This is a genomic window from Micromonospora avicenniae (assembly GCF_900156065.1).
GTDB classification, from domain to species: Bacteria; Actinomycetota; Actinomycetes; order Mycobacteriales; family Micromonosporaceae; genus Micromonospora; species Micromonospora avicenniae.
Window position 1 is genome coordinate 95,927 of sequence record NZ_FTNF01000002.1, and the last position, 18,501, is coordinate 114,427.

The following is an 18,501-nucleotide window of genomic DNA, read 5'->3' on the forward strand; positions in this document are numbered from 1 at the left end:
CGCACGGGAACGCAGGTACCGTCGGCACCAGGATCCACGCGAGAGGAAACACAGCATGACCGAGGAGCGCGCCGCCGACAAGCCGACGGATGGTACGGAATCGCACGATCCGGCCTTCCCGGAGGCGTTTCTGTCCTTCATGCGGCAGGGCTGGCGGGACAGCGAGCTGGCGGTCACCCCCGCCCCCCAGGCACCCAACCACGCCAAGCGCCGCGCCGCTCTCTCGGCGGCCTTCCCCGGCGAGACGCTGGTGATCCCCACCGGGAACGAGAAGGTACGCGCGAACGACACCGCCTACCCGTTCCGGGCCGGCAGCGACTTCGCCTATCTGACAGGTGATCTCGAGCCGGACAGCGTGCTGGTGATGCGGCCGAACGGCTCCGGGCACGACGCGACGCTGTACATGCGCCCCCGCTCGTCCCGGCAGACCGACGAGTTCTTCCGCAGCCGGCACGGCGAGCTGTGGGTGGGCCGACGGCCGACGCTGACGGAGAAGTCGACCGAGCTCGGCCTGCCTACCGCTGACCTGGCCGAGCTGGAAGTGGCCCTCGCCGACCTGGCGCCACGGCGTACCCGGGTGCTGCGCGGTTTCGACTCACGGGTCGATGCGGCAGTGCGCCCGTACGACGGCCCGCGCGCCGAGGGCCAGCCGGCCCGGGACCACGAACTGGCTGTCGTGATCTCCGAGCTGAAGCTGGTCAAGGACGAGTGGGAGATCGCGCAGCTCCAGGAGGCGATCGACGCCACCGTACGAGGCTTCGAGGACGTGGCGCGTGTTCTCCCCGCCGACCGGGGCGTCTCCGAGCGGCTTCTGGAGGGTGTCTTCGCGCTGCGGGCCCGGCACGACGGCAACGACGTCGGTTACGGCTCGATCGTCGGGGCCGGGGAGCACGCCACCACCCTGCACTGGGTGCACAACCACGGCACCACCCGTCCGGGTGAGCTGCTGCTGATGGACATGGGCGTGGAGAACCGCAACCTCTACACCGCCGACGTCACCCGGGTGGTGCCGGTGGACGGCCGGTTCACGCCGCTGCAACGCCAGGTCTACGACATCGTGTACGCGTCGCAGCAGGCCGGCATCGACTTCATCAAGCCGGGAGTCGAGTTCCGTGAGGTCCACCGGACCTGCATGCGAGTCCTCGCCGCAGGCTTGGCCGACCTGGGCCTGCTTCCGGTGAGCGTGGACGAGGCGATGGACGAGAAGTCGACGGTCTACCGGCGCTGGACGCTGCACGGCTTCGGGCACATGCTCGGCATCGACGTACACGACTGCGCCAACGCCTCGAAGGAGAAGTACCGCGAGGGCACGCTCGGTGAGGGCTACGTGCTGACGGTCGAGCCCGGGCTCTACTTCCAGCCGGAGGACGAACTGGTCCCCGAGGAGCTGCGCGGCATCGGCATCCGCATCGAGGACGACGTGCTGGTCACCGCGTCCGGCGCGGTGAACCTCTCGGCCGGCCTGCCGCGAGCGGCCGACGAGGTGGAGACCTGGCTGGCCGCGCAGCGGGAGGCCGGTCCGCGCCTGCCGAACTGACCCCGCACCCACGACCACGGCGGGCCCCGCCGCCGACGTCCGCGACGCACCTCGTCGTCAGGGCGCCGGCGGCGGGGCCCGCCGGCGTCGTGGCCTGATCTCATCTCTCCCCGCCCGACCTGCCCGGCCTGCGGTCGCTCGACCCGCATCTGCCATCTGCGGGGCGCTACGGGCTGTGCATGCCCGATCATCACCCTCGCCCCACTGGGGTATCCGGGCATGCTTCTCGCCGCCAACCATGCCCTGATGGCACCCGTGGGCTCTCCGTCACCGGGCGCGCTCCGAGCACCAGTCGTGTCAGGCAGGACTCGGGCGTCCGGACTACCGCCATGCGCGCCGTGCACACCTAATGTGGGGTTATCTCAGGTATGGCCGCATAGTGAAGAACTCTCCCATACGGTGTTGTTCAGCAGCTACAACCGATTTGTAGCGAAGGCCGCCTCGCCATGGCGAAGCGACCTTGTCTGGGTACAAGGAGAGGGCAGAGAGCTCCGATGTCCAACCACCTTCGCAAGAACGATGACGCGACTGGCGAGAAGAACTCCCCGTTCCGCCGCCGCCGGCTCTGGCTCGTCACAGGCGTTGCGGGCCTCGCGGGAGCGGTCGGCCTCACCGGCGTCGCGTACGCCACCACCGGCGTGACCGGCGCGCACCGACTGGTTGACGTCAAGTGGTCGACCTCCCAGTTGGTCAGCGACGACGGCAAGGACCAGGCCAAGGACGACAAGGACAAGGACGACAAGGGCAGGGACAAGGACGACCGCGACGAGGTGCGGGAGGTGGAGTGCGACGACGATGCCCTCGTCGAAGCCCTCGAACTCGCCAACCGTGACGACGGCGGAACGCTGAAGCTGGCCAAGGACTGCACCTACGAGCTCGACCAGCACGACAAGAAGTCCGAAGCGGGCCTGCCGACGATCAAGCAGGAAGTCACCATCGAGGGCAACGGCGCGACGATCAAACGGGAAGCCGAAGAGGGCTTCCGGATCTTCCGGGTCGCCGACGGCGGCAACCTGACCCTGAAGGACGTCACGGTCCGCAACGGCGCCGCCGGCGAAGACCGCAAGGACGACAAGGACAAGCACGACAAGGACAAGGAGCCGCCGAAGAAGTGGGTTCCCGGCAACCAGCCCGGGAGCTGGGGTGGGGCTCCGGCCGCACCCGCCGCTCCCGCTGCGGCTCCGGCCCAGGCCGCCGCTCCCGCTGCGGCACCGGCCAAGGCCGCCGTACCGGCCAGGGCCGCCGCTCCCGCTGCGGCACCGGCCAAGGCCGCGGCACCCCCCCAGGCCGCAGCACCGGCCCAGGCCGCCGTCGAGGCTGCGGTCGAGGCCGCAGCACCGGCCCAGGCTGCCGTTCCGGCTGCGGTCGAGGCTGCGGCACCGGCTGCGGCCGTCAAGGCACCCGCCGCACCCGCCGCTCCCGCTGCGGCTGCGGCTCCGGCCGCCGCTGCGGCTCCGGCCCCCACGTCCACGAAGCCGGCCGAGGACAAGAAGGAGTGGGACGGCAAGGACAAGCACGACAAGGACAAGCACGACGAGGACCGCAAGGACGACAAGGAGCACGAGGGCGACGGCGGTGGCCTGCTGGTCGAACGCGGCGGCGAGGCCCACCTGGTGAACGCCAAGTTCGTCCTCAACAGCGCCGAGAACAACGGCGGCGCCATCGCCAACTTCGGCCGGGTCAAGGCCGAGGGCAGCACCTTCGACAACAACCACGCCGGAGAGGACGGCGGCGCCATCTTCAACGCCGGAGTCCTCGACGTCAAGGGCTCCGACGGCAAGGGCCCCGAGTCCCGCATCAGCAACAACACCGCGGGCAAGGACGGCGGCGGCATCGCCAACGGCCACAGCGACAAGAAGAAGGACGAGCACGACAAGAAGAAGGACGAGCACGGCAACACGAGCCCCGCCAGCAGCGGCTGGTACGGCGAGGAGTCCGGCAAGGACAAGGACAAGGGCAAGGACAAGCACGACGAGGACCGCAAGGACGACAGGGCCGGCACCGTCACGATCGAGAAGACGCTCATCGAGGGCAACAGCGCCAAGAAGAACGGCGGCGGTCTGTCCAGCAGCGATGGCTTCGTCGAGGTCCGGTGGACGTTCATCAAGAACAACACCGCCGGCGAGAACGGTGGCGGCATCGCCGCCGTCGACACTGTACTGACGGTCAAGGACAGCTCCGTCGAGAAGAACAAGGCTCACAAGGACGGCGGCGGTATCTACAACGTCAGCAGCGACGACGACAAGAAGCACGACTCCTGGAGCGGCAAGGACAAGAACAAGGACGAGGAGGACCGCGCCTCCGCCACCGTCACCGACAGTGAGATCTTCGAGAACAGCGCGGGCCGCTTCGGTGGCGGCATCTTCAACGGCAAGCCGTTTGAGGACAAGGACAAGGGCAAGGACTGGCACAACGGCGCCAACCTGGCCGGCCCAACCGCCTGGGACACCTCGTGGTGGAAGGACAAGGACGGCGAGGACCGCAAGGACCTCGGCGCCAGCCTGGCCCTGCGCGACACCAAGATCAAGGAGAACTTCGCCGGCAAGAACGGCGGCGGCATCTACAACAACGAAGGCAAGGTGACCCTGACCAACACCAAGGTCACCAAGAACAAGGCCGACAACGGCAACGAGCACGACAAGGGCAAGGACAAGGGCAAGGACGGCGACAAGGACCACAAGGGGATCGCCGGCGGCATCTTCAACAAGGATGGGAAGGTCAAGCTCGACGACGACTCGACCATCACCGACAACGACCCCACCAACTGCGCCAACACTGTCGAGGACTGCTTCAACTGAGCAACGCGACAGCGAAGCAACGACGCAGAAGTTCGGCCCCCTGCCACCTCCGGTGGCAGGGGGCCGACACGTGCGATCCAGCGCTGCGAAAACCACACGCCGCGGGCCGAGCCTCGCCGTGGAGCAGGATCGACTTGCCGTCCACGCCGTCGCGGGCCGGGGTCAGGCGGTCCAGTGCCTCCCGTACGGCCAGGATGTTCGCCTGGGGCGCAAGGAACGCGACGCCGAGGGCCTGCCACCCGTACCGCAAGCCCCGCGGGAAGAGGAGTCAGAGACCGCTGCAGGTGACGCCGTTGACGGAGCACGCCACCGGGCGGGTCTCCGCCCGCTCCACATGGAACATGAGTCGCACCGACGCGCCCGGTGCGAGGTCGGCTCCACCTGTGTAGGTGTAGATGTCGTCGTTCTCGCGCAGCTTCCCCTGCTGGGCGTTCATCACCCAGGCGGTGGTCACGCGACCACCGGAGAACTCCAGCCGGACCTGCCAGTCCTGGTCGTTCCCGGAGACGTTACTGACCTGCACCTCCCCGATGAAGCCGCCGCTGAAGGTGCTGCTCACCCGGTACCGGCCGGTCAACGTGGGTGGTGCCGGCGGCGCCGCTGACACCTGCGGCGCGTCGGAGACCCGCGGACTCGGAGTGACCGAGGGCGATCCGGGCGGAGCCGCCGTCGCACTCGACGCCGACGCCGACGACGTCGGCACGGCCGAGGTCGACGAGGGAGTCGGCGTGACCGACACCGACGGTGGACGCGTCCCACCTGTCGAGTCGGCGGACGCGGAGCCGGTCGGCGACGCGGACAGCCAGGGCGGCGTCGGCATCGGCGCTCCGACTTCGAGCCCGCGCGGCACCTCCGAATCATCGGAGCGGCCCCGGTAGGTGCTGAGCACGATGATCAGCAGCACCACCATGACCACCACCCCGGCGAAGACCACGATCCAAGGCGAGGACGCCACGGCCCTGCCATGTCTGCGTCGGGCGCCCTGATCCGTGCCGGACATGTCCCTCCCTCTCCTGGTCGCCCGGGGAGCGTAACGGGTCAGGCGAGGACGCACTCGTTGCCGTTCACCGCGCACCCGCTGAGCTGGTCGCCGCGGCTGAACCGCAGATGCAATTCGACGCTTCGCCCCTGCGGGAGCGAGCCGTGGCCGCGCAGCACGTACCGGCCGTCACCTCCGGGCACCACAGAGACCGGTGCGCCGGAGACCCGCAGGTGCCGGACCCGGCCGGTGAAGATGAGGTCGACCGTCCACTCCTCGGGGCGGCCGGTCTCGTTGCGCAGCACCAGCTCCGCGACGACGTCGTTCCGGTCGGTCTCCCGCACCCGGTAGGTGGCCGTCAACGCTCCGCCGTCGACGGGCGCCGGCTGGTTGGACTGAGGCGCGGACGGGGACCGAGGCGACGTCGCGGTCGGCGACCGGCGTACGGCTCGGGACGGACTTACCGCAGCGCGGGAAGGGCTCGTCCTCGGGGTGGGCGATGCGGCGGTGGAACCGTTCGTCGCCGCCGGCGAGACCGGTGACACCGGCGGTGGTCCCGGAGCGGCAGCCGGCTCCGGCTCACGGACCCGGAAGGACAGCGACGCGACGAGCAGGAGGATCGCCAGGGTGAGGACGCCAAGCAGCACGACGACCCACGGCGCGGACGCCACCACCTTGGACGCGGTCCCCGGTTCCGGTGCCCCGGCAGGCCGCACAGGCATCTGTCCCCTCTCCTCGAAGCCGATCCGCAGCGTAGCCAGGCTCGGCCACGAGGGAAACGGCATCTCGACCGAAGGGATCGGCCGTCCGGACGGAAGGCTCGCTCCGGTCAGCCGGTGCGCACGACGGTACAGATGGCCGGGCCCGTTTCGGTGCCGCGCAGCAGGTACCGGTAGCGCTCGCCCGGCACCCGCGCGCCGCCGCTGTCCAGGAACTCCCACTCCACGGCAACCATGGCGAGCAGCGCGGAGATTGGTTGCACGTCCTCGATGAGCGCGTGCGCGGCGATCAGCTCCCGTTCCCGGTAGTCCGGCGCCGCACCCACGAAGGAGAGCGCCACCGCCGCCAGCGAGCTGAAGGAGAAACTGTAGGTGTCGGCGACCACCAGCCCGGGCAGGGCATAGCAGCCGGCGAGGGCAGGCACGTCGCCGGCCGTCAGCGCCACGCCGTACCGGTCGAAGAAGTCGGTCAGCGTATCGAGATCGGTGGAGGCTCTCACAGCGCAAGCTGTTGCCGGTGGGCGGAGTGGCCAAACCTCAGCGCGCCGGAACGCGTACCTCGATCTCGGCGCCGAGCCGGGCATTCCCGGCCAGACCGAGGTCGTCGCCGCTCCAGAACCGGCCCGGGTCGTACCAGTTCGGACGCCGGCCGGGCGGCAGCAGATCCATCGCCTCGTAGGTCACCGCCACCACCTCGGCGCAGTACGCCGTCTCCAGCGCCCGGTCGGGGACCGTCGCCGGTCGGGGTGATCTGCTCCCACCAGCGCGCGCCAGCATGTCACGACCGGGCCGGGGCAGCTGCGGCAGTCGGCCACGCAGCCAGCGCCAGGCGAGCTGCGCGGTCGACGGGAACGGCGTGCCGTCGAGCCGGGCGATCGTACGGAGCACCGCCTGCTCCGTCTCCGCCCCCGCCGGCGGGTCGAGCTGGCGCAGCCAGGCACGCTGCCCGTAGCGGTTGGCCCAGACGCGGACCGCGTCCGCCAGGTCGTGCAACTGCACGCCGCGCTGGTGACCGCCGGACCACAGGTCCGGGAGCGACCTGCCCAGCTCCGCGTGCCACATCAGGGGCGGCATGTCGTCCAGCACCACGGCCATGCCGACGTGGTTCACCGGGCTGTTGGTGGTGAGCTGGATGGCTCGGTCCGGCACGCTGCGGCCACGGAAGACCCACAGGTCGCCGGTGCGGGTCAGCTCCACCGCCTCGTCGAGACTGACGCTCATAGGCGCTGAGCCTATGCCGATGTCGCTGCCGCGGCGACGGACTCGTCCCGGCGGGTGTCGCACCTGCTCGCGACGGCCGGGGCGTCTACGCTGGACCGGTGCGGCGACGGATGCGGTGGTGGAAGGTGCTCGGGCTGGCCGGTCTCGCCGGTGTGGCGGCCACCGGAGTGGTGATCGCCCGCGCCGAGCGGCGTCGCCGCGCGTACACCCCGGAGGAGATCCGGGCACGACTGCTCGCCCGGCACGCGGAGGCCACGGCGCAGGGCGACGACGTCCGCTGAAACGCGCCGGGTCAGTCCTCGTCGTGGTGGTTGCCGTCCCAACGCCCACCGACCGGCGGGGTGTCCAGCCGTAGCGGGCCTTCGGCGTTGCCTGCGAAGTCGTTGTCCTGGACCCGGCAGCTGACGCAGCTTCCCCGCGAGGTGACCCAGATTCCGTACGTCTGGCCCTGCTCGTCGCGGCGGTCCCAGATCCGGTTGCCCCGCACGGTGGCCGAGTCGAAGGCCGCGTTCACGGTGATACCGGCCCGCACCGGCTCCGGATCCGGCAGCTCGTACCTGGTGCCCGGGGCGGGAACGGCCTCGTTCCAACCGGTGGTGGCGTCCGGACGCACCTCGGCGAGGCTGAGTTCCGTGTCGGTGTTCCTCGCAACCAAGGCCACCCGGGAACCGACCCGCACCACCTTGCCCCGATGGCCGTCGGCGGGCCAGCGCGCCGTCCGGTCCGTCACGGACCGGGGGCCGTACCGCACGGCTTCGCCGCCGCCGGTCGCGGCGGGAGCGCGTCGGCGGCCGTTGTTGCGGATCCGGTTGTTGACGATGACGGCGTCCGCCATCGGACGGTCGATCCGGATCCCGTCGAGGCCGTTGTCCCAGATCTCGTTGCTGTCGATCACGACGTGCTCGGCCGGGCCCGGGTAGGCCGGCCCGAGGTCGTGCTCGTGGTGGCCGTGCGCCCCGTTGCCACTGATCCGGTTGCCCCGCACGGTGTACGGACCCGGCGTGTTGCCGATGCTCACGCCGTCGCCGACGTTGCGGTCGATGACGCAGTCGGTCAGCAGCCCGCCGCGGCCGGCGACGCCGGCGGTGCCGTTACCCGAGACGTCGAAGCCGGCCTCCAGGTTGCCGGTCAGCGTGCAGGCCGACACGATGAGGCCGTCCGCACCCCAGTCGGAGATGCCGAAGCGGTTGGCCTGGCTGTGGCAGCCGATGATGCGGAACCCTCGCGGTGGCGTCCAGTAGTCCTTCTGCAGCTCGAGGAAGATGCCGTTGGTGCCGTTGCCGATCGTGGTGCAGTTGGCGATGGTGAGCCGCTCCACCGCCCCCCAGCCGCCGATGCCGACGCCGATCCCGGCACCACCTATCTCCTCGCCGCTGTCCAGCCGGCCACAGCCGACCACCACGCACCCCTCGATGAGGCTGTCCTGCAGGAAGTCGCAGCCGAGACCGGTCGCCGCGGTGTGGTGGATGTAGAGGTTGCGGAACACGCCCCGTACGACGTACTGGAGCCCGAGCCCCTTGGCGAGGTAGCTGTACTCGGCCATCGCCACGCCGGATCCGTCGATCTCGAAGTCGGCGAACGAGCAGTCGGCGATGTGCCGGTCCCGGTCGGCGCCGTGCTGCACAGTTGTCCAGTACGCGAGTGGCGTCGGATCGGCCCGGTTCCCCTCGTTGCTGAGCACGAAGCGGGTGGCCGCCGGGCCCGCCCCGATCAGTGACACTCCGCTGCGCCAGACCGTGCCGGCGTCACGAATCGAGTAGATGCCCGGCGGGCAGTAGATGACCCGGGGACGGCCGTCGGAGGCGTACCCCGCGCCGAGGCGGTCGACGAGAGCGGAGAGCGCGGGCTGGTCGTTGGTCACCCCGTCGCCCTGCAAACCGCACTCGCGTGCGTCGCAGTACAAGGGGGCACCGGCGACCGGCGTGGGTCGCTGCGCGACGGTCGGCAAGCCGTGCTGCGACACCCGGCGCTCCTTCCGCGGTCGGTCCCGTCAAGCGCCGCACGTATTCCCGCTCGCCTCGGCCGAAAACGCCCGCCCCCGCACACCACGCTCGAAGAGCCAGCCGGCCTCCGCGCAGCGCGAGGTCCGGCCCCAAAAGCACGGCTCGGCGGTACGGTCAGCCGTCGGACGACCGGTCGACAGCCAGCCGCAACACCTCCGGGGTACGGCCGACCAGCGCGCCCCCGTCGTCCAGGAGCAGGATCGGCCGCTGGATCAGTTCCGGGTGAGCCACCATCGCTTCGATCCACCGAGGCTCGCTCGCCTCGTCCTGGGGCCAGTCGGCCATGCCCAGCTCACGCGCTGCCGGTTCCTGGATCCGGCACACCTCCCAGGGCCGCGCCCCGAGCCGCTGCAACACCGTCGTGAGCTCTGCGGCGCTGGGCGGCTGTTCCAGGTACGCCCGCAGCCGGTAGGGCACCTGGGCCTCGTCAAGCGTCGCCCGGGCCGTCGCGCACTTCGAGCACGCAGGGTTGTTCCAGATCTCCACGCCCGCCATCGTGCCAGGGAGCACGATCCGGCGATGTCCGGCCGTGTGCCGACGCGATCAGCCTCATTCGGAAGAAATGTCCGGGTCGGCGAGCCGGAGGCGCGTCGAATGTCCGGTATCGGGGTGTGCATCCGTGTCCAGGGCCACCCTCGCCGCGGAATCATGCCGGGAGCCGGGTCGTTGAACGTGGGGCCGAGCGGGGCCTCGGAAACCAGCCCCGGCCAGCCCGCCGGCGGAACATCAATCGCACGCCGGCACGGCGAGCGATGGATCGCCGCACGTCGCGGGAGCCCGCCGGAATCACCAGCCCGCCCGCACCGTTACATCTCGCAGTCCCGCGACCACCATCCCGGGAATCGGGCCCCTGGCGGAATGCCGAACCGGGCCCCACCGTTACACCCCGGACCGACCGCGCAGGTCACGCCGCCGGGCACTCCTTTTCGATTTCACTCGTGTGGCCCCATGCCGCACGTGCGCCCCCGAACAGAGAGGCACACATCATGCGTACCGATCTGATCCGCAAGACCGTCCTGACCGCAGCTGGTATCGCCGCCGCAGGCGGCGGCATCGCCGGCCCGGCCATCGCGGCCAACGCCGCCCCGGCCGAGAAGCCGAACACCACGGCCTCGCAGCAGAGCGACCGCAAGGGCCACAGCGAGCACGAGCTCACCATGCGTTACCAGGCGCAGCCGAACTTCTTCTACTGCGGCCCGGCCGCCGCCCGCAACGCCCTCTCCGTCCAGGGCAAGGACATCAGCATCGACGCCATGGCCCAGGAGATGGGCACCAACGTGCACGGCACCAACTCCATCTTCGACATCACGCCGGTGCTGAACAAGGAGACCGGCAAGAACGCGTACCACAGCGTCGAGATGTCCAGCCCCACCGCCGACGACAAGCAGACCAACCAGCTCCAGGCTGACATCGTCCGCACCGTCGACGACGGCCGCGCCGTGGTCGCCAACATCTTCGGCACGGCCACCGACACCGATGGCAACGTCCACTCCTACGAGGGCGGCCACTACATCAGCGTCATCGGCTACCGCGACGGTGGCAAGACCGTCACCATCGCCGACAGCGCCGACCCGAACATGGCCTCCTACCGGATGAGCGTCGACCACCTCGCCGACTGGATCGCCACCCGCGGTTACGCCACCAGCTGACCGGAGTAATCGGCACTACCGACCGAGGGCCGGCCCCCACAGGGGGGGGCCGGCCCTCGTGCGTGTCACGGAGTTCCGCTGGAGACCTTCTCGTCGTGCTCCGGCGTGCGGTGGGCCCGTCGCCGTAGCCACCAGGTGCTGCCGACCCCGGCCAGCAGTGCCAGGGCGAGCCCGGCCCAGGAGAAGTTCTTCAGCCAGTGCTCGGCGACCCGGCCGAGGTGGAAGAGCAGGTACGTGGTGGCGAAGGCCCAGACCAGGCCGCCTGTCGCGTTCGCGAGCAGGAACCGGCGGTACGGCACGTGCAGCGCGCCGGCCAACGGTCCGGCGAGGATGCGCAGCAGCGCGATGAACCGGCCGAAGAACACCGCCCACACGCCGTGCCGGGCGAAGGTCTGCTCGGCACGGGCGAGGTGGTCCGGGCCCAGGTGTCGGGGAAAGCGCCGGCCGAGCCGGACGAGCAGTGGTCTGCCACCCCGGCGGCCCACCGTGTAGCCGAGCGAGTCACCGATGATCGCGCCGAGCGCCGCGGCCACCGCCACCCATTCCGGCTCGACGACCCCGGTCGCGGCGAGCAGCGCCGCGCTGAGCAGGGTGATCTCGCCGGGCAGCGGTATGCCCATGCTCTCCACCCCGATGATCCCGGCCACGGTCAGGTAGATCACCAGCGGCGGCAGCGCCCCGAGCCACTGTTGTACGTCCAGCACGCCACCCTCCCCGCTTCGGCGCTCGAACGCTACCTGCGCCCGGTGACGACCGGCGAGGCGCATCGGGGCGTTTCCCGTCACGCCGCGGGCCGCTCACCCGCCCGTCACGCCGGGGCCGCTTACCGGACACCGTCGGCCCCGGCCACCTCCGCCGAGGCGCCGAGGCCTGCCGGTCAGGCCACCGGCGCGACGAACTCCAGCCGGTTGCCGTGCACGTCCTCGGTATGGAACCGGCGCATCCCGGGGAGCTCGTCGTCACCCCAGATGACCGGGGCACCGGCCGCGGCGAGCCGGGCGGCCAGGGTGTCCAGGTCCGGGCGGAGCAGGGCGGGGTGGGCCTTGCGGGCGGGCCGGAAGTCATCCTCGACGCCGAGGTGCAGTTCGGCCCCGTACCCGGTGAACCAGCAGCCACCGCGTGCCGCGAGCACCGGTGGCTTGGCCTTCTCCGTCATGCCGAGCAGGCCGACGTAGTACGCGCGGGAGGCCTCCTCAGAGCCGCGCGGGCAGGCGAGTTGGACGTGGTGGATCATGAAGGCACCTCCTCGTATCGGACCATGGCACGAGGTTGCGTTAATAGCAAGACGGACGTACGGTTTTGTTTGCATGCGGTAAGCGGGTAAGTGTCGCCTAACCTCGGCGGCCCCCCTACCGGTGCGACAGACTGCTCAGGACACGGTCGCTGGTGTGAAGGAGTACGACGTGGCGAGCCTCGACACCTTCGGTGCGAAGACCCAGCTACGCGTCGGTGACGCGAGCTACGAGATTTTCAAGATCGACAAGGTGGACGGCCACGACCGGCTGCCGTACAGCTTGAAGATCCTGCTGGAGAACCTGCTGCGGACCGAGGACGGCGCGAACATCACCGCCGACCACATCCAGCAGCTCGGCGCGTGGGACCCCACCGCCGACCCGAGCGTGGAGATCCAGTTCACCCCGGCGCGGGTGCTCATGCAGGACTTCACCGGCGTGCCCTGCGTGGTCGACCTGGCCACCATGCGCGAGGCCGTCCGCGAGCTCGGCGGCGACGCCACCAAGGTGAACCCGCTCGCCCCGGCCGAGCTGGTCATCGACCACTCGGTGATCGCCGACCTGTTCGGCCGCGAGGACGCGTTCGCCCGCAACGTCGAGCTGGAGTACGAGCGCAACAAGGAGCGCTACCAGTTCCTGCGCTGGGGGCAGACCGCCTTCAACGAGTTCAAGGTCGTCCCGCCCGGCACCGGCATCGTGCACCAGGTCAACATCGAGTACCTGGCCCGCACGATCATGGAGCGCAACGGCCAGGCGTACCCGGACACGGTCGTCGGCACGGACTCCCACACCACGATGGTCAACGGCCTCGGCGTGCTCGGCTGGGGCGTCGGCGGCATCGAGGCCGAGGCCGCCATGCTCGGCCAGCCGGTCAGCATGCTGATCCCGCGGGTCGTCGGCTTCAAGCTCTCCGGTGAGATGCCGGCCGGCACCACCGCCACCGACCTGGTGCTCACCATCACCGAGATGCTGCGCAAGCACGGCGTGGTGGGCAAGTTCGTGGAGTTCTACGGTCCCGGCGTGAGCGCCGTGCCGCTGGCCAACCGGGCCACCATCGGCAACATGTCGCCGGAGTACGGCTCCACCGTGGCGATCTTCCCGATCGACGGTGAGACCATCCGCTACCTCCAGCTGACCGGGCGCAGCGAGGAGCAGGTCGCGCTCGTCGAGGCGTACGCCAAGGAGCAGGGCCTCTGGCACGACCCGGCCGCCGAGCCGAACTACTCCGAGCACCTCGAGCTCGACCTGAGCACCATCGAGCCGTCGCTGGCCGGCCCGAAGCGCCCGCAGGACCGGGTGCCGCTGGGCAGCGCCAAGACGCTGTTCCGCTCGGCGCTCAAGGACTACGTGGCCGACGACCAGACCGGTGGCGACACCGACGCCCGCGGCGGCGTCCGCACCAACCCGCCCTACGGGGTCGTGGGCCACGCCGACGAGGCCAGCGCCGAGTCCTTCCCGGCCAGCGACTCGCCGGCCAACGACGTCAACGACCCGGCCGACGCCCCGCGCGACCTGGAGACCGCGGCGGTCGGCGCCGGCGGGCGGGCCACCAACCCGATCCGGGTGACCGGCGAGGACGGCACCGAGTTCGAGCTCGACCACGGCGCGGTGGTGATCGCCGCGATCACCTCCTGCACCAACACCTCGAACCCGCAGGTCATGATCGGCGCGGCTCTGCTGGCCCGCAACGCGGTGGAGCGTGGCCTGACCCGCAAGCCGTGGGTCAAGACCACCCTGGCCCCCGGGTCCAAGGTCGTCATGGACTACTACGAGCGCGCCGGCCTCACGCCGTACCTGGAGAAGCTCGGCTTCCACCTGGTCGGCTACGGGTGCACCACCTGCATCGGCAACTCCGGCCCGCTGCCGGAGGCGATCTCCGCTGCGGTGAACGAGGCCGACCTGTCGGTCGTCTCGGTGCTCTCCGGCAACCGGAACTTCGAGGGCCGGATCAACCCGGACGTCAAGATGAACTACCTGGCGTCCCCGCCGCTGGTGGTCGCGTACGCGCTGGCCGGCACGATGGACATCGACCTGGCCAACGAGCCGATCGGCGAGGACAGCTCCGGGGAGCCGGTCTACCTGCGCGAGATCTGGCCGAACAGCGCCGAGATCCAGGACGTCATCGCCTCGGCGATCGGCGCCACCGGGTTCAGCTCGGCGTACTCGGACGTCTTCGCCGGGGACGAGCGCTGGCAGTCGCTGCCCACCCCGACCGGTGACACGTTCTCCTGGAGCGGTGACTCCACCTACGTGCGCAAGCCCCCGTACTTCGAGGGCATGGAGCGGGAGCCGAAGGCCGTCGTCGACATCACCGGCGCTCGGGTGCTGGCCAAGCTCGGCGACTCGGTGACCACCGACCACATCTCGCCGGCCGGATCGATCAAGGCCGACTCCCCCGCCGGCAAGTACCTGGCGGAGCACGGCGTGGCCCGCCACGAGTTCAACTCGTACGGCTCGCGTCGAGGCAACCACGAGGTGATGATCCGGGGCACCTTCGCCAACATCCGGCTGCGCAACCAGCTGGTCCCCGGCGTCGAGGGTGGCTTCACCGTCAACCACCTCACCGGCGAGCAGACCAGCATCTACGACGCCTCCCAGGCGTACCAGGACGCGGGCGTGCCGCTGGTGGTGCTGGCCGGCAAGGAGTACGGCTCCGGCTCGTCGCGCGACTGGGCGGCGAAGGGCACCATGCTGCTCGGCGTCAAGGCGGTCATCGCCGAGTCGTACGAGCGGATCCACCGCTCGAACCTGATCGGCATGGGCGTGCTGCCGCTGCAGTTCCCGACCGACGAGAACGCCGAGTCGCTGGGCCTGACCGGCACGGAGACGTTCTCCATCACCGGGGTGACCGCACTGAACGACGGCGAGACGCCGCGTACGGTCAAGGTCACCACCGACACCGGCATCGAGTTCGACGCCGTCGTCCGCATCGACACCCCCGGTGAGGCGGACTACTACCGGCACGGCGGCATCCTGCAGTACGTGCTGCGCCGGATGATCAGCAACTGACGCACCACGCACGAGGGCCCCTTCCCGCAGCTCGCGGGAGGGGGCCCTCGCCGTTGTGGGGCACGCGGGACGGGACCGTGGGCACCGGCGGGTGGACGCGCCGGCGTCCGGTGCCGGGCGGCCACCGGCCGCAGGCGCGCCCCCGTCCGGTCAGTCGGACGTGCGGCGCGCGTCGCGGGTCTTCATGGCGTGCTCCAGCAGGGTGATGAGCACCTCCTTGCTGGATTCCCGCCTGCGCGCGTCGCAGAGGAGCACCGGCACATCCGGGTCCAGGTTCAGCGCCGCCTGCACCTCGTCCAGCCGGTACTGCTTGGCCCCCTCGAAGCAGTTGACCGCCACCACGAACGGCGTCCCCCGCCCCTCGAAGTAGTCGATCGAGGGGAAGCAGTCGGCCAGCCGGCGAGTGTCGGCGAGCACCACCGCACCGATCGCGCCGAGCGCCAGTTCGTCCCAGACGAACCAGAACCGGTCCTGCCCCGGCGTACCGAAGAGGTAGAGCACGAGGTCGTCGCTGATCGTGATCCGGCCGAAGTCCATCGCGACGGTGGTGGTGCTCTTGCTTTCCACACCGGACAGATCGTCGATGCCGACCCCGGACTCGGTCAGCACCTCCTCGGTACGCAACGGGCGTGTCTCGCTGACCGCGCCGACCATGGTGGTCTTACCCACCCCGAAACCGCCCGCGACCAGAATCTTGATCGCGGTGGGCAGTGGGGTAGCTCCCGCCGGCCGCTCAGAGGGCCCGTAGTCCATTGATAACCGCCTCGAAAACACTGTTGTCGGGAAGCCCGGCCGAGGTGCGCGGCTCGCGAACCTGGACCAGGTTGCGGGCCACCAGATCACCCAGCAGGACCCGGATGGTGCCCACCGGGAGGTCCAGGTGGGCGGCGATCTCGGCGACGGACTGCATGCGCTGGCAGAGCCCAACGATCGCCACGTGCTCCGGCCCCAGGCCGATTTCCGCGCTCACGTCGGCGCGGGTCGCCGTGACCAACGAGATCAGGTCGAACGTGCCGGTGACCGGGCGGGCCCGGCCGCGCGTGACCGCGTACGGACGCACGACCGGCCCGGCATGGTCGTCCACCCACTGATGCTCTGCGGACTCCCCCTGCACCGTCATCGCGGCTACTTCTCGCCGGTCGGCGGTTCGGCGGGCCGGGTCGGCGAGGCCACGTGCTTGCCGACCCGGGTGACGAGCATCGCCATCTCGTAGGCGATCAGCCCGACGTCGGCGTCCTCACTGGCCAGAACCGCGAGACAGGCGTTTCGCCCGGCGGCTGTGACGAAGAGGAACGAGGACTGCATCTCGATGATGGTCTGCTGCACCTGGCCACCACCGAACCGCTTCCCCGCACCCCGGGCGAGGCTCTGGATCCCGGCCGCCATCGCGGCCAGGTGCTCACCGTCGTCCCGGCTGAGACCCTGCGAGGAGGCCATCAACAGGCCGTCCGTCGAGAGCGCGACCGCGTGCTCGGCCTGCTTCACCCGGCCGACCAGGTCATCCAGCAACCACGTCAGGTCGGCACCCGATGCCGTCTTCTGGGCCACTCGTCGTCCTCTTCTCCCACGGCTGATGTAGCCGTCTTCGTCTGGTGCTGACCGCTCCGTCGCGGGCGGACTTCCGCGCCGCCGGCACTGGTCAGGTCGCTTGCTGCTCGTCGGCCTCCGGGCCCGGCCCGGCTTCCGGCGCGTCATCGTCGCCCAGCAGGCGCGCCGCCTCCGTCCGGCCCCGGCGGGTCCCCTTCTGGTACGAGCTCATCATCCGGCGCACCTGCTCGGGCTGCCGCACCATCTCCTCGTCCTCGTCAGCGCCGGTCGCCGCGGGATCGTCACGCAGTTCGGGCCGATGCGCCCCGGTCTCCTGCGTGATCTGACGGTCGTCCAGACCGCCGAGCGCGTCGAACACGTCGAAGATCGAGTCGATCACCCCGACGTACGCGTTCATCGTGCGGGTCTGCTCGACTTCGATGTCGACGGTCCGGCCGTCCCGTGACGGCTTGTCGAGTTCGTCGACCGACTCCCGGATGGCCTCGGCCATCCCGTCCAGCAGCGCCTCGATCCGTTTGGCGGTGAACATCGGCTGGAGCATCTTCCGGCTGGCCGACCCGATCTGTCCCTCGCCGAATAGCCGTTCCACGGGCCGCCAGGACAAGCCGTCGTCGGCCCGCTCGTAGCTCTCCGACCGCTCGCACGGCACGTGCCGCACGTGCCGGGGATGCGTCACCAGGTACGGCCGGAAAGAGCCCAGGTTGATGCGGACCAGTTCCCCGCCGGTCCGGTCACCGACGGCTATCAGCGCACGGGCCGGGTCTCGGAGCAGGCTCGGCACCATCTGGTGCGGCAGGACGGTGTGCGCTGGTCGGACGCGGGACTGCCCGCTATCTGCCGATTGCACCTGGCCCGCCCCCCCTCTTTGCAACTGTCCGTCGTGGAACGACTCTGTGGTCAGAACCCAGCGAGCATGCCATTGCACCGTCAAACTTCGCTAAGCTTGACCTTCAACCTCCGAGGTTACTGTCGCGACCCCGGGCGGACAGAAACAGCCCTTGATCGATGATCTTCTCATCTAGGGAAGAACACCAATAACCGGAGGGCTGTTCTGGTGATCAATGTGCATAACCGTGGTCCGGCTGATGCCGTCGGGAGTTGGCAGGGTTCCGGTTGGAGTTCCAGCCATCGTCAGCGGGCGTCCGGACATCAATTGGGTGCGCACCTGCCTCGCGGCGATGCCGTTGCCGCGGCGGCTGATGGACGCGTGGTATTGGCGGTGGGCATCACCTGCTGGTTGCGGCTGGGATGCGCATACCTCGCCGCAGTGGATCATGTGTCACACCTGCGGTCGCGGCAAGGATCAGACCATCATGATCCCGGGCTGGCCGTTTCGATGGTCGTGGCCTGAGAACCGGGGCCGAAGTTCATGACCACGCCCTTGGACACGGTGCGGCTGGCGCCTGGTGATGACGCGGTCGGGGTAACCGCTGAGCAGTTGCGGGACATCGTGGGGCGCCTGATCGCGGCCGGGCCGTGGCGCGACGGTGACCTGGGAATCCTGATCGTGGCCGACGCCCGCCTCGACGCGTCCCGGATGGCGTTCCTCCTGCGCACTCAATCGGCCATCGCTTCGGAAGCCTTTTCCAACTCCGCGAGGCCTGCCTTCAAGGCGATTCCGGTCGCACGGAGGCTCGCGAACTCGTCAGGCTGCCGGAGCAGAACGTCGCCTGGGAGCGTCTGCCCAATCGCACGCAGCCGTCGAGCCATCACGAACGGGTCAGCGGGCAGCATGAAACCAATCGTGGCCAAAGTCGGCCAGACTGGCTCTCTGGGGGCGGGACACATCTCGGACGCCTGACCTTG

19 protein-coding genes are annotated in these 18,501 nt (G+C 70.0%); 7 read left to right on the forward strand and 12 right to left on the reverse strand.

Translation table 11 applies throughout. The annotated features are described in order from the left end of the window. Window positions 1-55: 55 nt before the first annotated feature. The gene (locus BXA10_RS03745; protein WP_076467559.1) at window positions 56-1,537 is read left to right on the forward strand and encodes an aminopeptidase P family protein; all 1,482 of its coding nucleotides are present in this window, start codon (window positions 56-58) and stop codon (window positions 1,535-1,537) included. 494 nt (window positions 1,538-2,031) lie between these two features. Then, on the forward strand, window positions 2,032-4,335 hold the full coding sequence (locus BXA10_RS03750) for a hypothetical protein (protein WP_076467561.1): 2,304 nt from the start codon (window positions 2,032-2,034) through the stop codon (window positions 4,333-4,335). 268 nt (window positions 4,336-4,603) lie between these two features. Here the strand turns inward: BXA10_RS03750 and BXA10_RS31325 are convergent, their stop codons facing one another. Beyond that, window positions 4,604-4,858, reverse strand: coding sequence for a hypothetical protein (locus BXA10_RS31325; protein WP_245828120.1), 255 nt, complete (start codon window positions 4,856-4,858; stop codon window positions 4,604-4,606). A 7-nt stretch (window positions 4,859-4,865) separates the two neighbouring features. Between BXA10_RS31325 and BXA10_RS31330 the strand changes: the two genes are divergently transcribed. Further along, window positions 4,866-5,213: a hypothetical protein gene (locus BXA10_RS31330; RefSeq protein WP_175649102.1), complete on the forward strand. Its 348-nt coding sequence runs from the start codon at window positions 4,866-4,868 to the stop codon at window positions 5,211-5,213. A gap of 160 nt (window positions 5,214-5,373) precedes the next feature. On the opposite strand, the gene BXA10_RS03760 is transcribed toward BXA10_RS31330, so the two are convergent. The 3 genes from BXA10_RS03760 to BXA10_RS03770 form a co-directional block, all read right to left on the reverse strand. Then, on the reverse strand, window positions 5,374-6,036 hold the full coding sequence (locus tag BXA10_RS03760) for a hypothetical protein (protein WP_139337879.1): 663 nt from the start codon (window positions 6,034-6,036) through the stop codon (window positions 5,374-5,376). 107 nt (window positions 6,037-6,143) lie between these two features. After that, window positions 6,144-6,533 carry a hypothetical protein gene (locus tag BXA10_RS03765; RefSeq protein ID WP_076467566.1) on the reverse strand — a complete coding sequence of 130 codons (390 nt, stop codon included), beginning with the start codon at window positions 6,531-6,533 and terminating at the stop codon, window positions 6,144-6,146. A 37-nt stretch (window positions 6,534-6,570) separates the two neighbouring features. Next, complete coding sequence (locus tag BXA10_RS03770; RefSeq protein WP_076467567.1) at window positions 6,571-7,254, reverse strand: hypothetical protein; 684 nt, start codon at window positions 7,252-7,254, stop codon at window positions 6,571-6,573. A gap of 98 nt (window positions 7,255-7,352) precedes the next feature. Here BXA10_RS03770 and BXA10_RS30700 point away from each other — a divergent pair, with 98 nt between their 5' ends. Continuing rightward, window positions 7,353-7,535: a hypothetical protein gene (locus BXA10_RS30700; protein WP_139337880.1), complete on the forward strand. Its 183-nt coding sequence runs from the start codon at window positions 7,353-7,355 to the stop codon at window positions 7,533-7,535. Window positions 7,536-7,546: 11 nt separating this feature from the next. Here the strand turns inward: BXA10_RS30700 and BXA10_RS03775 are convergent, their stop codons facing one another. Together BXA10_RS03775 and BXA10_RS03780 are read right to left on the reverse strand one after the other, a co-directional pair. Further along, a complete protein-coding gene (locus tag BXA10_RS03775; RefSeq protein WP_076467569.1) occupies window positions 7,547-9,217 on the reverse strand; it encodes a right-handed parallel beta-helix repeat-containing protein in 1,671 nt (556 codons plus the stop codon). Window positions 9,218-9,371: 154 nt separating this feature from the next. Continuing rightward, on the reverse strand, window positions 9,372-9,752 hold the full coding sequence (locus BXA10_RS03780; protein WP_076467571.1) for an ArsC/Spx/MgsR family protein: 381 nt from the start codon (window positions 9,750-9,752) through the stop codon (window positions 9,372-9,374). 491 nt (window positions 9,753-10,243) lie between these two features. Here BXA10_RS03780 and BXA10_RS03785 point away from each other — a divergent pair, with 491 nt between their 5' ends. Beyond that, complete coding sequence (locus tag BXA10_RS03785; protein ID WP_076467573.1) at window positions 10,244-10,906, forward strand: C39 family peptidase; 663 nt, start codon at window positions 10,244-10,246, stop codon at window positions 10,904-10,906. 65 nt (window positions 10,907-10,971) lie between these two features. Here the strand turns inward: BXA10_RS03785 and BXA10_RS03790 are convergent, their stop codons facing one another. Then, on the reverse strand, window positions 10,972-11,610 hold the full coding sequence (locus BXA10_RS03790) for a DedA family protein (RefSeq protein ID WP_076467575.1): 639 nt from the start codon (window positions 11,608-11,610) through the stop codon (window positions 10,972-10,974). A gap of 173 nt (window positions 11,611-11,783) precedes the next feature. Beyond that, window positions 11,784-12,140 (reverse strand): VOC family protein, encoded by a 357-nt coding sequence (locus tag BXA10_RS03795; protein WP_076467577.1) that lies wholly within the window; start codon window positions 12,138-12,140, stop codon window positions 11,784-11,786. A gap of 154 nt (window positions 12,141-12,294) precedes the next feature. Between BXA10_RS03795 and BXA10_RS03800 the strand changes: the two genes are divergently transcribed. Next, the gene (locus tag BXA10_RS03800) at window positions 12,295-15,147 is read left to right on the forward strand and encodes an aconitate hydratase (protein WP_076467579.1); all 2,853 of its coding nucleotides are present in this window, start codon (window positions 12,295-12,297) and stop codon (window positions 15,145-15,147) included. Window positions 15,148-15,297: 150 nt separating this feature from the next. Here BXA10_RS03800 and BXA10_RS03805 read toward each other — a convergent pair whose 3' ends face one another. The 4 genes from BXA10_RS03805 to BXA10_RS31985 form a co-directional block, all read right to left on the reverse strand. Continuing rightward, entirely contained in the window at window positions 15,298-15,900 is a 603-nt protein-coding gene (locus tag BXA10_RS03805; protein ID WP_076467581.1) for a GTP-binding protein, read from the reverse strand. Next, window positions 15,881-16,267 carry a DUF742 domain-containing protein gene (locus BXA10_RS03810; RefSeq protein WP_076467583.1) on the reverse strand — a complete coding sequence of 129 codons (387 nt, stop codon included), beginning with the start codon at window positions 16,265-16,267 and terminating at the stop codon, window positions 15,881-15,883. The genes BXA10_RS03805 and BXA10_RS03810 overlap by 20 nt, the downstream gene beginning before the upstream one ends. A 5-nt stretch (window positions 16,268-16,272) precedes the next feature. Continuing rightward, the gene (locus BXA10_RS03815; RefSeq protein ID WP_076467585.1) at window positions 16,273-16,695 is read right to left on the reverse strand and encodes a roadblock/LC7 domain-containing protein; all 423 of its coding nucleotides are present in this window, start codon (window positions 16,693-16,695) and stop codon (window positions 16,273-16,275) included. A 91-nt stretch (window positions 16,696-16,786) separates the two neighbouring features. Next, complete coding sequence (locus BXA10_RS31985; RefSeq protein ID WP_245828121.1) at window positions 16,787-17,542, reverse strand: cytochrome P450; 756 nt, start codon at window positions 17,540-17,542, stop codon at window positions 16,787-16,789. Window positions 17,543-18,064: 522 nt separating this feature from the next. Here BXA10_RS31985 and BXA10_RS32675 point away from each other — a divergent pair. After that, window positions 18,065-18,496: a hypothetical protein gene (locus tag BXA10_RS32675; protein ID WP_175649104.1), complete on the forward strand. Its 432-nt coding sequence runs from the start codon at window positions 18,065-18,067 to the stop codon at window positions 18,494-18,496. Window positions 18,497-18,501 lie beyond the last annotated feature (5 nt).